General features: G+C 62.7%; 12 protein-coding genes. 6 read left to right on the top strand and 6 right to left on the bottom strand.

Features of this window, described 5'->3' with window-relative positions; translation table 11 throughout:
• Window positions 1–33: 33 nt before the first annotated feature.
• The 3 genes from D0B32_RS07040 to D0B32_RS07030 all read left to right on the top strand — a co-directional run bounded on the left by D0B32_RS07040 (window position 34) and on the right by D0B32_RS07030 (window position 2,363).
• Window positions 34–861, top strand: a complete 828-nt coding sequence (locus D0B32_RS07040) for a transporter substrate-binding domain-containing protein (protein ID WP_117333068.1) — start codon at window positions 34–36, stop codon at window positions 859–861.
• A 99-nt stretch (window positions 862–960) separates the two neighbouring features.
• The gene (locus D0B32_RS07035; RefSeq protein ID WP_117333066.1) at window positions 961–1,704 is read left to right on the top strand and encodes an amino acid ABC transporter permease; all 744 of its coding nucleotides are present in this window, start codon (window positions 961–963) and stop codon (window positions 1,702–1,704) included.
• A gap of 2 nt (window positions 1,705–1,706) precedes the next feature.
• Window positions 1,707–2,363 carry an amino acid ABC transporter permease gene (locus tag D0B32_RS07030; RefSeq protein WP_117333064.1) on the top strand — a complete coding sequence of 219 codons (657 nt, stop codon included), beginning with the start codon at window positions 1,707–1,709 and terminating at the stop codon, window positions 2,361–2,363.
• A 223-nt stretch (window positions 2,364–2,586) separates the two neighbouring features.
• Here D0B32_RS07030 and D0B32_RS07025 read toward each other — a convergent pair whose 3' ends face one another.
• From D0B32_RS07025 to D0B32_RS07010, 4 genes are all read right to left on the bottom strand, one after another.
• Window positions 2,587–3,057 carry a hypothetical protein gene (locus tag D0B32_RS07025; RefSeq protein WP_117333062.1) on the bottom strand — a complete coding sequence of 157 codons (471 nt, stop codon included), beginning with the start codon at window positions 3,055–3,057 and terminating at the stop codon, window positions 2,587–2,589.
• A 240-nt stretch (window positions 3,058–3,297) separates the two neighbouring features.
• Window positions 3,298–4,578, bottom strand: a complete 1,281-nt coding sequence (locus D0B32_RS07020; protein WP_117333060.1) for a cytochrome c — start codon at window positions 4,576–4,578, stop codon at window positions 3,298–3,300.
• A 13-nt stretch (window positions 4,579–4,591) separates the two neighbouring features.
• A complete protein-coding gene (locus D0B32_RS07015) occupies window positions 4,592–6,856 on the bottom strand; it encodes a xanthine dehydrogenase family protein molybdopterin-binding subunit (RefSeq protein ID WP_117333058.1) in 2,265 nt (754 codons plus the stop codon).
• 1 nt (window position 6,857) lies between these two features.
• Window positions 6,858–7,313 carry a (2Fe-2S)-binding protein gene (locus D0B32_RS07010; RefSeq protein WP_117333056.1) on the bottom strand — a complete coding sequence of 152 codons (456 nt, stop codon included), beginning with the start codon at window positions 7,311–7,313 and terminating at the stop codon, window positions 6,858–6,860.
• A 335-nt stretch (window positions 7,314–7,648) separates the two neighbouring features.
• On the opposite strand from D0B32_RS07010, the gene D0B32_RS07005 reads away from it, so the two are divergent.
• Entirely contained in the window at window positions 7,649–8,047 is a 399-nt protein-coding gene (locus tag D0B32_RS07005) for a hypothetical protein (RefSeq protein ID WP_117333054.1), read from the top strand.
• A gap of 142 nt (window positions 8,048–8,189) precedes the next feature.
• On the opposite strand, the gene D0B32_RS07000 is transcribed toward D0B32_RS07005, so the two are convergent.
• The gene (locus D0B32_RS07000) at window positions 8,190–8,603 is read right to left on the bottom strand and encodes a DUF3597 domain-containing protein (RefSeq protein ID WP_117333052.1); all 414 of its coding nucleotides are present in this window, start codon (window positions 8,601–8,603) and stop codon (window positions 8,190–8,192) included.
• A 258-nt stretch (window positions 8,604–8,861) separates the two neighbouring features.
• Window positions 8,862–10,817, bottom strand: a complete 1,956-nt coding sequence (gene prpR / locus D0B32_RS06995) for a propionate catabolism operon regulatory protein PrpR (RefSeq protein WP_117333050.1) — start codon at window positions 10,815–10,817, stop codon at window positions 8,862–8,864.
• Between the two features lie 218 nt (window positions 10,818–11,035).
• Between prpR and prpB the strand changes: the two genes are divergently transcribed.
• Together prpB and D0B32_RS06985 are read left to right on the top strand one after the other, a co-directional pair.
• A complete protein-coding gene (prpB, locus tag D0B32_RS06990) occupies window positions 11,036–11,950 on the top strand; it encodes a methylisocitrate lyase (RefSeq protein ID WP_117333048.1) in 915 nt (304 codons plus the stop codon).
• A gap of 30 nt (window positions 11,951–11,980) precedes the next feature.
• The coding region (locus D0B32_RS06985) for a citrate/2-methylcitrate synthase (protein ID WP_310591182.1) at window positions 11,981–12,730 on the top strand (750 nt) is incomplete at its 3' end.

The raw sequence follows: 12,730 nt of genomic DNA, 5'->3' as shown, positions 1-12,730 counted from the left end.
AACCCACAACAGGCTCTCGACCAAGGCTCGACCATGACCACCCTTCGTATCATTCCCCCGCGGGTTCGCCGTGCCCTTGCCACCGCCGCGAGCCTGCTGGCCTTCGTGGGCGTCGCCGCGTTCGGGACGCTGGCCAGCCCGGCCGCAAATGCCGATGCGCTCGATTCGATCCAGAAGGCCGGCGTCGTGCGGATCGGCGTATTCGAGGACTATCCGCCGTTCGGCTCGATTGGGCCGGATATGAAGCCGCAAGGCTATGACATCGACGTCGCCGACCTGATCGGCAAGGCCCTGAACGTGAAGGTCGAACTCGTGCAGGTGACGGGCGACAACCGCATGGCCTACCTCGCCGACCACAAGGCCGACATGCTGCTCTCCGTTGGCCAGACCCCGGAACGCGAGAAGGTAATCGACTTCTCGCAGCCCTACGCGCCCTACTATCTGGCCGTGTTCGGCCCGAAGGCGCTGGTCGTGAAGAATGCCAACGATCTGGCCGGCAAAACCATCTCGGTGGCGCGCGGCACGCTCGAAGATTTGAGCGTCAGCAAGATCGCGCCGCCGAGCGCGACGATCAAACGCTTCGACGATCCGAACGGCGCAATTTCGGCGTTTCTTTCTGGTCAGGTACAGTTGATGGTGGTCGGCAACGACGTAGGCGCGACGATCCTCGCGCGCCATCCGCCCAACGATCCGGAGCAGAAGTTTGCGTTGTTCAGTTCGCCGGATCACGTCGGTCTGAACAAGAACGAGCCGCGCCTGAAGCAGAAGATCGACGACACGATTGCCAGGGCCCGCAAGGACGGCACGATGAACGCGATTTCGGAAAAATGGCTGAGGGCGCCGTTGCCGGCGGATCTTTGAACGCCCCCATGTGACGCCGCCATCGGGTTCGCTGCTGCCAGCCCGGTCACGGCTTTGTGATTTCCTGCAGGAGTCTGATTCCACGATGAGCAGCCAGTCATGAGTTACGCGTTCGATTTCAGCGGCTTCGGCGTCTACGCGGGCATGCTGACGCGCGGCGTCGCGGTCACGCTCGGGCTGACGGCGGTATCCACGGTGCTGGGCGGGATCGTCGGCGTGGCGGGGGCGAGTCTCAGCGTTTCCGGGCCGCGCTGGTTGCGTACCGTGATTGCCGCGTATGTCGAGCTGATCCGCAACACGCCGTTCATCGTGCAATTGTTCTTCGTGTTCTTCGGGCTGCCGAGCCTCGGCATTCATATCGATGAAGTGCAGGCCGCGATTCTCGCGATGACGGTCAATCTCGGCGCTTACGCCATCGAGATCGTGCGCGCCGGCATCGAGTCAGTGCCGCGCGGACAGCTACAGGCGGCGCAGGCGCTCGGCTTGCACGGACGCCAGGTGTTTCGCTACGTCGTGCTGCCGCAGGCACTCGCCAACGTGTTTCCGTCGTTGCTGAGCCAGGTGCTGATCGTGATGCTCGGCTCGGCGGTGGTGTCGCAGATATCCGTGCCCGACCTCACGTATGCGGCCAACTTCATTCAGTCGCGCAACTTCCGCTCGTTCGAAAGCTACGTGATCATCACCGTGACCTATCTCGTGCTCTCCATCGTGCTGCGCCAACTGCTCAACTGGCTGGCGCGCGGTCTCTTTGCGGGGCGCATGCCGCATCGGCCTGACGAACCCAGTGGCTGGCGCGTGCTGCTCGCATGGCGCACGGCCCGCACCAGTCTGACGGAGCGCTGAGCATGGTCGAATTCACGCTATGGGACATTGCCCGCAATCTGCTGCTCGCGGCCCGCTGGACCATTTTGCTTTCGCTGATCGCCTTCGTGGGCGGCGGCGTGGTGGGCGCAATCCTGCTGGCGATGCGCGTATCGCCGCTGCCGTGGTTGCGGCGCGTGGTGTCGGTCTACGTCGAGCTGTTCCAGGGCACGCCGCTGCTGATGCAACTGTTCCTCGCGTTCTTCGGCTTGCCTTTGCTTGGTGTCGACGTGTCGCCGTGGACGGCTGCTATCGTCACCTTGACGCTCTACACGAGTGCGTATCTGGTCGACATCTGGCGTGGTTGCGTGGAAGCGGTGCCGCGTGGTCAATGGGCTGCGGGCGCGAGCCTCGGCATGACGTTCGGTCAACAGTTGCGCTACATCGTGTGGCCGCAGGCCAAAAAAATCGCTGTTGCGCCGACGGTGGGTTTTCTCGTGCAGGTGGTGAAGAGCACCGCATTGACTTCGATCATTGGTTTCACGGAGTTGACCAAGACCGGCACGATGATCACCAACGCCGCGTTCCGGCCATTTCCCATCTACGGGATGGTGGCATTGATCTACTTCGCGATGTGCTTTCCGCTCACGTGGTATGCGCGGACGCTGGAGAAACGGCAGCGAGTGGGACAGACTCGGTGAAGGCGGTTGATCGCCCAGTGTGAGCATCTTGATGCGCGTGGTCTCAAAAACGAAAAGCCCGCTGGCTGTTGCAGCGGGCTTTTTCGGTTGGGGAGGCTTGGACCTTCAGACTACTTCTACAGCATAGGGGGATACAACCACACCAGCGCGAAGCCAATCACCAATCCTATTATTGACACGAGGCCCACCACTTTCAGGCCTGTTGGTGTAGACGCACCAGATTCTATAAAAGCACGGATAAACTGCATTTAGGGTCCTTCGATGTCGTGACGAACAAATGCACATAAATCAAGATTCCTAATGATACCATTCCCAACGCAAGAGTAAACCACGCTGCCAGGTAACGCCAAAGCAGACTGACTCCTTGAGAGACAGAAGCGCGCGAAGCGACAGGCCAACGTGCTCCGGCTGCCGCCACCAGGCCCGAAAGAAAAAGCGTGAACCAGAGCAATCCCGTCAACCCTCCCCACGAAACCACCCGCATCACACACTCTTCATACGTGTCCATTTCCAGCAACGCGCTTGCACACCAACCTATTGCAACGAAGCCAAGCTGACCGTCGACATACGCGGAAAGAATATGAGATTGCGCCCGATGGTCTCTCATCCGCTCGACAAGCCAGATCACAAAAGCCCAGATTGCTGGCGCGAGCGCGGCGATCCATATATTGACGAGCAACCACTTCATAAACATTCGCTAGCACCTCCTGTCCGCAATTCTCCAGTGCATGAAGCGTTTGGTCATCTACCGCCCCGAACCAGAAACTTCGCATAACGAACATTATGCCAACGGAGCGCGCCTAAAAGAGTGGCCTATAACGTCTGGCCAGGTCCAGACCGCACGAATGATCACAACGCCCACGCGCAAAAAAAACGGCGATCACTCACGCGATCGCCGCTTCTTAAACAACCACCACCATCAAACCATCTTGCCCTACCGAGCCGCCTGGGTCGCCTTGCGCAACTTCGCCACCTCTTCCGCGCTCACGGCTGGCGCACCGTTATTCCAGCCGGTGCGGATAAACGTCAACACATCCGCAATCTGCCGGTCGTTCAGCACAGGCGAGTATTTCGGCATCGGATACGGCGCCGGGATGCCCTGAATCACGAGATCTTCCGTGCCATTCAATGTCACATTGATCAACGACGACGGATCGTGTTCCAGCACATTCGGATTGCCCGCCAGCGGCGCCAGCATCGGCGCAAACCCGCGTCCGTCGACCCCGTGGCAATGCATGCAATACGCCGTATAGACGCGTGCCCCGGCATTGTTCGCTGGCCGGTTCAACGACACTTTGGTCGCCTGCGGGTCATAGGAGTACGGCGCTGCGCCATTGCCGCCCACCGCCGGTAACGACTTCAGATAGGTCGCCATCGCGGCGATGTCCGTGTCGTTGGTGGCCTGCGTGCTGTTGTTGATCACGCTGGTCATCGAACCGAACGCCGACGCATGCGCGTTCGCTCCCGTCTTCAGGAACGCCTTGAGATCGTCGTCCGACCAGCGCCCAAGCCCGACGTTCTGCTCGCCGGTCAGATTGGCGGCGAACCAGTTGTCGAGTACACCACCCGTCAGATACGCGCTGCCGGTTTCATCCAGCGCCTTCTCCTGGAACGCGATGCCCCGCGGCGTATGACACGAACCGCAGTGCCCGAGACCCTGAATCAGGTAGGCCCCGCGATTCCACGCCACGTCCTTGCCGGGCTTGTCCTGGTACACGCCCTTCTCCAGGAACACCATGTTCCAGAACTTCAACGGCCAGCGCATGCTGAGCGGCCACGGTATGTCTGAAGCGCGATTGGCCTGCGCCACCGGCGCGACGCCATGCATGAAATACGCGTAAAGCGCCTTCGTGTCGTCGTCGTTGATCTTCGTGTACGACGGATACGGCATCGCCGGATACAGGTTGTGGCCGTCCTTCGCCACGCCCTCGCGCAAGGCCCGCGCAAAATCTTCTTCCGTGTAATGGCCTATCCCGTTGTCCGGGTCCGGCGTGATGTTGGTGGTGTAGATCTTGCCCATCGGCGTGGTCATGGGCAGACCGCCGGCGAACGGCTTGCCGTGCGGCAACGTGTGGCAGGCCGCGCAGTCGCCGAGTTTCGCGATGTACGCGCCGCGTTGCACCAGCGCATCGTCCGCGGCATGCGCCGAGGCTGACCACGCGAGCGGCAATGCGCAGCCCAGCGCGGCGCCGAGCACCTTCAGTGTCTTGATCATGGTCGGTCTCCGGTCAGGCGGTTTGCAACTGGCTGCCCACGGGCAACTGCCGCAGACGCTTGCCGGTTGCCGCGAAAATCGCGTTGGTCAACGCTGCCGCGAGCGCCGCCGTACCCGGTTCGCCAATCCCGCCTGGCGCTTCGGTGCTTTTCACGATATGCACGTCGATGGGCGGCGACTGGTCCATGCGCAGCATCCGGTAATCCGTGAAGTTGCTCTGCTGAACGCGGCCGTCCTTGATCGTGATTTCGCTATACAGCGCCGCCGTGATGCCGAAGATGATGCCGCCCTGCACCTGTGCCTCGATAGTGTTCGGGTTGACCACCATGCCGCAATCCACCGCGCACACCACGCGGTTCACGCTCACCTCGCCCTGATCGACCGTGACGTCGACCACCATCGAAAAGAAGCTGCCAAACGCGTGCATCACCGACACGCCGCGTCCCTGCCCCGCCGACATCGCCGGGCCGCCCCAACCTGCCGCCTGCGTCGCCGTGTCCAGCACGTTGCGCGCGCGCGGCGACTTGCCGAGCAGATCGCGCCGGTATTTGACCGGATCGACCTTGGCTTGCGCCGCCAGTTCGTCGACGAAGCTCTCCACCACGAAGGTGCTGCGCGTAGGCCCGACGCCGCGCCAGAAGGCGGTCGGCACAGCGTGCGGCTCCTGACGCACGTAGTCGATCAACTGATTCGGCAGATCGTAAGGCAGGTCCGACGCCACTTCCACAGCGTCTGGATCGACGCCGTTCTTGACCGCGGGTGGTGCGAAGCGCGAGAGAATCGACGAGCCCACGATGCGATGCTGCCAGGCCACCGGCTTGCCATTCGCGTCGAGGCCCGCGGAAATCTTGTCGTAGTAGTACGGGCGATACATGTCGTGCTGGATGTCTTCCTCGCGCGTCCAGACGACCTTGACCGGCACGCCCACCTGCTTGCCGATCTTCAGCGCCTGGGTCGCCATATCGAACTCCAGACGTCGCCCGAAGCCGCCGCCCAGCAGATGGTTATGCACGACGATCTTGTCGGCCGGCAGGCCGGTCACAGCGACCGCCGTATCGACGATGCGCGTGGGCACCTGGGTGCCGAGCCAGATATCGCAGCCATCGGGGCGCACATGCACCGTGCAGTTGACCGGCTCCATCGTGGCGTGGGCGAGAAACGGCTGCTGATAGACCGCATCCACGCGAGTCTTGGCGTCCGAAAACGCCTTCGTCACGTCGCCATCCTTGCGGGCCACCGCGCCCGTGCCATGATCGGCGGCAGCGGACAGATCGTCGACGATCTGCTGCATCGACACCTTGGCGCCCGCCCCTTCGTTCCACTGCACGTCGAGCGCCGCCAGCCCGCGTTTGGCCGCCCACGTATGGTCGCCAATCACCGCCACGGCGTTGTCGGCCTTCACGACCTGACGCACGCCGGGAATCTTTTTCGCATTGGTGTCGTCGACGCTCGCCAGCGTGCCGCCAAACACCGGGCTCGTCGCGATCACGGCGTAGACCATGCCCGGCAGCCGCACGTCGAGACCGAACACGGCGGTACCGTCCACCTTCTCGGGCGAATCCAGCCGTTTGACCGAGGTGCCGATGATCTTGAAGTCCTTCGGATCCTTCAGCGGCACGTTCTGCGGCGCCGGCAGTTTTGCGGCGGCATCCACCAGTTGACCGTAGCCCACAGTGCGATTGCTCTCCGCGTGAATCACCTGGCCGGCCTGCGCGTGACAGGTGGACGGATCGACCTGCCACTGCTGCGCCGCGGCATTGATGAGCAGCACGCGCGCCGTCGCACCAGCTTTGCGCATCGGGTCCCACGCATAGCGGATCGAGGTCGAGCCGCCCGTCAGTTGGCCGCCGAGCAAGGGATCCGTGAACAGTTTCTCGTTGGGCGGCGCATGATCGATCGTCACGCTGTCGAGCGGCACCTCGAGTTCCTCGGCAATCAGCATCGGAATCGACGTATACACGCCCTGTCCCATCTCGACTTTCGGAATCACCAGCGCAACCTTGCCGGTGTTATCGATCTGGATGAACGCGTTCGGCGCGAACACGCCGGACGGTCCCGGTTCGCTGGCGTCGCCGCCAATCACGGTCTTACCCGGATGAACCTCCTCCTGTGGCTCGCCGCCCTGACTGCGCACGGGCATGCTGAAACCCAGCAGTAGTCCGCCGCCGGCTGCGGCGCTCACCGTGGCGCTGAACTTCAGGAAGGTGCGCCGGGAAAAACGCGGGCTGGCCGTGTCGGCTTTGGCGCCGTTCTGCGCATCAAGCAATCCTTGCGACATATCAAGCCTCCTTTGCTGCTTGCTTGATTGCCGCACGGATGCGGTTGTAGGTGCCACAGCGGCAGATGTTGCCGGCCATAGCCGCGTCGATATCCGCATCGGAGGGATCGGGGTTCTGGGTGAGCAGCGAGGCCGCCGCCATCACCTGACCCGACTGGCAGTAGCCGCACTGCACCACGTCGATCTGCCGCCAGGCTTCCTGCACCTTCTTGCCGGCGGGCGTGTCGCCAACGGCTTCGATGGTGGTGATCTTTTTGTCACCCACCGCCGCCACCGGCAGCACGCACGAGCGCACCGCCGCGCCGTCCAGATGCACCGTGCACGCGCCGCACTGCGCGATGCCGCAGCCAAACTTGGTGCCGGTCAGACCGACCAGATCCCGCAGGACCCACAGCAGAGGCATATCCGGCGGTGCGTCGACGGTATGCGTCTGGCCATTGATAGTGAGCGTTGTCATCCGTGCAACTCCAGTTGTGGGTTTTTCTTTTTTGAACGTTTTATACGACGACATCGAACTAAACGACCTTGCAGCGCTGCATTGATCCAGCGTGCCGGTCTAATACGGGTGCTGTGCTGACGCTGCCACATGATCCAGATAGATACGCGGCCCAGGAGGGATTGAGACCGCGATGCCAGACAATGGCGCGAGTGGCGACGAAATTGTAGCGTCGCCGTAAAAATTTGTCCGAACGGCTGCCCAGGGCGGCTGCGGGGCACGCACAGGCCGTTACGCCACGCCGGGTTTTGTTAGGATGACCGTAAGACCCATGACCATTTTCCTGGAGCCACGCCATGACCGATCAGCAAGCCACCCAGTTTCTCGCGGAGGTCCGCAAGCCGCTGCTGACCCTGCATAAGGCCATTCTCGATCACGAGCGTGCGTCGTACGAAAAGGAGTTCGGTCCGGTGACGCCGGCGGCGTTCCTGCAGGTGCTGATCAACGGTTCGGGGTTTCGCTGGCTCACACCGCTTTCCACGGTGATCGCCAACGTGGATGAGATCCTCGATGACAAGGAGGCCACGGCTGTCGATCGCGTCGGCGCGGTAGAAGCCGTCACGGGCCTGTTTGCCGCAGATGCGCACGACAATGCATTTTTGCCGCGCTACCTGCCGTTGTTGCAGGCAAGCTCCACCATCCTGCATGCGCACGGACAGGTTGCGCAGCTATTGAAAACGGTCGAGAAGCAGTAAGGGCTGCACGAAGCGGTCTCGCTTCGCGGCGAAAAAAACGACCCGCGAGGTTGCGCGGGTCGTTCGGCTTACCGGGCTGCTGCTGCCAGCGCGGCGTCATGCGCGCCGGTGAACCCATTGATTGCGTCTGTGAATCTGCCGCTCAGGCCGCCAGATCTGCCGGCAGCTTGCCGCCATTGGCGGCCAGCGCCTGCATCACCTGCTTGTGCAGCCAGATGTTCATGCTGGCGGAATCGTTCGTGTCGCCGGTGTAGTTCAGTTCCTTGGCAAGCTGCTTGCGATGATCGAGGCTGCTGTCGACGCCGAGCGCCTTCAGCGTATCGACAATGGACGTACGCCAGTTCAAGGTCTGGCCGCTTTCGCTGACAAACTGATCCATGACGACGGCCACATCGACATCGGCGAGCGGCGCCGGTGCGGGTGCCGCCGCCGGAGCGGCCGCTTGCGCAGCGGCTTGTGCCACAGCAGGATCAGGCGTTGCTTCCACAGCGGGCGGCTGCGCTTCCGGCTTTGCCTTGTGGAACAGCTTGTTCACGATATCACCAAAAATGCTCATTCTTAATTCTCCTGAATAGTCAGAGAGCGCGTAGAAAATGCGCAGAGAGTGCGGGAGCAACATGCCGCGGAGAAGCATGCGTGCCTATGACATCTTAGGCGTTTATCCCGCCGGGACATTGCAGAATTGTGAAGGCGGACAAGCGCACTTCATCATGCGGTTGTCATGTTGAGTCAGGTCAATTCACGGCGATTCAGAGTCGCGATGATTCACGCGGATTAGCGCGGATTAGGGCCGATTAGCGCTGCGGCAGTCGCGTCACTCCGTTGCACTCAGCTTGCGCCACAGCGTCGTCTTGCTGATGCCGAGCTCTTCACACACACGATCCCTGTCACCATTGAATGCCTCGAGCGCGGCCCGAATCTGATCGGCCTCGACGCGCCGGCTGCGTTGGCGCAACGTCAATGCCGCCGGTGCATCGGCGGACTCACTGGATGCGCGAAGTTCGAACAACTCCGGTGCAATTGACTGCAAAACCGCGTCGGTCAAATGTGCTTCTTCGGTATCCGAATCGGCCAGCTCGACGGTAATCCGTTCAATCACGTTTTGCAGTTCACGCACATTACCCGGCCACGTATGACGGCGCAGCGCGTCGCCGACTGGCGTGAGCACGTCGAGGGCTTCCCGGGTGCTGCGAATCCGCGCGACAAGACGTGCTTCGCGCCGCGCGGACTGCAGCAGTAACTCGGCCGCGAGCGGCATGATGTCCGTCAGACGATCGCGCAACGGCGGTAGCGCAATGTTGAGAATGTTGAGGCGGTAGTACAGATCGGTGCGGAATTCGCCCTCTTCCACTGCCGCAGTCAACGCGCGATGTGTCGCCGCGACGATGCGCACGTCGATGCGCGTCGGCTCCGTCGACCCGAGCCGCACCACCTCGCGCTCCTGCAACACGCGCAGCAGACGGCTTTGCAATGGCAACGGCATCTCGCCAATTTCGTCGAGAAACAGCGTGCCGCGATGCGCCGCTTCGATCAACCCGGCTTTGCCGCCACGTCGCGCGCCGGTGAACGCACCTTCTTCGTAGCCGAACAGTTCGCTCTCCAGCAGCGCTTCGGGAAACGCGCCGCAATTGAGCGCGACGAACGGAAAGTCACGCCGCGGGCTCAGTTGATGCAGACTCTGCGCGACCATCTCCTTGCCCGTACCGCTTTCGCCGCGGATCAGCGCCGTGGCATCCGACTTCGCATAGCGTTGCACGAGTTGCCGCACGCGCTCGATGGCCGCACACGTGCCCACCAGATCGTCGAGCCGGTAACGCGCGACGAACTGCTGCGCGCGTTGCCGCGAGCGCAACGTGCGATCGAGCCGTTCGACCGCGCGCGATTCCTGAAACGTCAGCACCGTGCCGGTGGTCACGCCGTTGTCCACCAGCGGCCCGCGATGCACGACATAACTGACACCACGCAGCGTTTCGAGCGACTCGCCCTCGAGGTCCGGCACCGCATCCGAGAGATCGGGCGCGAGGTCGGACAACGCACGTCCGGCGGCGGCGGCAGGCTCGATGCCGAGCACCGCGGCCAGCCGCTGGTTGATCGCTTCGACGCGTCCTTGCGCATCCAGCGCAACCACGCCGTCGCGCAGATGCTGCAGCACGTTGTCCAGCCGGTGACGCCGCACGGCCTCTCCCCACGTGGCCTGGGTCACCTCCAGCGCGGTATCGAAGGCAGCCCGAACCGACGCGCGCGAATAGAGGAACACGGCATCCATGCCAGCCTTCGCCGCCAGATCCGTGACGAGGCCGGGACCCACGATGGTGCCCACGCCACGATCGCGCAGATCGAGCACGCACGCCTCGGCGTCCTGCGCCGATTCGTACGACGCGAACACCACATCGAGCCCATACGCCGCCACGAACCGGCGTACCTCGGCGGGCGTCTCGCCATACGTGACGAGCGCAACCTGCGAGGCATCGCGGCGCGCCCGCGCCAACGCATGCATCACGTCGAAGCCGGTCGGGTTGATCAGTACGACGGGCAGGTCGATACGCGACTTCAGGTACGTGCCGTTCGAGCCGCCCGCCACGACGATATCCGGACGCTGGTCCCCCGCCGAGGCAATGGCGTGCACGGCATCCTCGAAGCCGCGCGCGACCACGCGCACGTCGGCACGCGCGTCGTATTCGCCGGCGATATCGCGAAACAAGTCGCGCAACCGGCTAATGCCCATCGCCCAGACGCGCGGCCGGGGGCTGGGTTCGAAAGAACGGGTCATGGCAGGCGGCGCGGCAGGGCAACGCCCGGCACGCGCTAAAAAACAGAAAAACTCATTATGAACCTTGCATATCAATTTTGAAATTGATTATTTCACAACTGAAATACGAGCCCGCTTGTCGCGCTTGCCAAACTTAAGAGAAATCAAAGGGTTAGCCCCGAGCGCGTTGACTGGCCTGCTCCTTGCACTAATGGCGCTCAACTTCACCGGGAGAACACGTGAGCTCGAATCAATCAGTCAAACAGCCAGTCAAACAACCGTTCAGCGCAGGTGCGAAATTCCGCACGGCGGTCGCAGAAGGGCAACCCCTGCAAGTCGTCGGCGCCATCACCGCCTACGCGGCGAAAATGGCCGAAGCGGTCGGCTTCAAGGCGCTGTATCTGTCTGGCGGCGGTGTGGCCGCAAACTCGCTCGGCATGCCGGACCTCGGCATCAGCACGATGGACGACGTGTTGATCGACGCGCGCCGCATCACGGATGCGACCAACCTGCCGCTGCTGGTCGACATCGACACTGGCTGGGGCGGCGCCTTCAACATCGCGCGCACGGTGCGCTCGTTCATCAAGGCGGGCGTCGCCGCCGTGCACCTCGAAGATCAGGTCGGGCAAAAGCGTTGCGGCCATCGTCCTGGCAAGGAAGTGGTGCCGAAGGAAGAAATGGTGGACCGCGTGAAAGCCGCGGTCGACGCCCGCACTGACGATCAGTTCGTGATCATGGCGCGCACCGACGCGGGCGCCACCGAAGGCATCGACGCCGCGATCGAGCGCGCCGTTGCCTACGTGGAAGCGGGCGCGGACATGATCTTCCCCGAAGCCATGCAGACGCTCGACGAATACCGCCGCTTCAAGGCCGCCGTGAAGGTGCCGATTCTCGCCAACCTGACCGAGTTCGGCTCCACGCCTTTCTTCACCACCACCGAGCTGCGCGACGCCAACGTGGATATCGCTTTGTACTGCTGCGGGGCCTACCGCGCCATGAACGCCGCCGCGCTCAACTTCTACGAGACCGTGCAGCGCGACGGCACGCAGAAAGCCGCTGTCGGAACCATGCAGACGCGCGCCGATCTGTACAAATATCTCGGCTATCACGCGTACGAAGAAAAACTCGACGCGCTGTTCGCCGCACACAAGTAACCCCGCATAGAGGATTCAGAGGACGACACCATGAGCGAAGCAGACAACAGCACCGCAGCACCCGGCGCATTCAAACCGAAGAAATCTGTCGCACTCTCGGGCGTGACCGCGGGCAACACCGCGCTGTGCACCGTGGGCAAGACAGGCAACGACCTGCACTACCGCGGCTATGACATTCTCGATATCGCCAGCACCTGCGAGTTCGAGGAAATCGCCTATCTGCTGGTGCACGAGAAGCTGCCCACCCCGGCCGAATTGACCGCCTACAAGGCCAAACTCAAGGCGCTGCGCGGCCTGCCTGCCAACGTGAAAGCCGCGCTGGAATGGATTCCTGCCGCCGCGCATCCGATGGACGTGATGCGCACCGGCGTCTCCGTGCTCGGCACCGTGCTGCCCGAAAAGGACGACCACAACCTGCCCGGCGCGCGTGACATCGCCGACCGGCTGATGGCCTCGCTCGGCTCGATGCTGCTCTACTGGTACCACTACTCGCACAACGGCAAGCGCATCGAGGTGGAGACCGACGACGATTCGATCGGCGGCCACTTCCTGCATCTGCTGCACGGCGTCGAGCCGTCGAAGTCGTGGGTCGAGGCGATGCATACGTCGCTGAACCTGTACGCCGAGCACGAATTCAACGCGTCGACCTTCACCGGCCGCGTGATTGCCGGCACGGGCTCGGACATGTACTCGGCGCTCACCGGCGCGATCGGCGCGCTGCGCGGTCCGAAACACGGCGGCGCCAATGAGGTGGCCTTCGAGATCCAGTCGCGCTATGCA

Origin of the sequence: Paraburkholderia sp. DHOC27 (assembly GCF_003429005.1) — a bacterium.
Taxonomy (GTDB): Bacteria; Pseudomonadota; Gammaproteobacteria; order Burkholderiales; family Burkholderiaceae; genus Paraburkholderia.
Note: the sequence above shows the minus strand (reverse complement) of the source record. Positions and strands in the feature narration are given on the sequence as shown.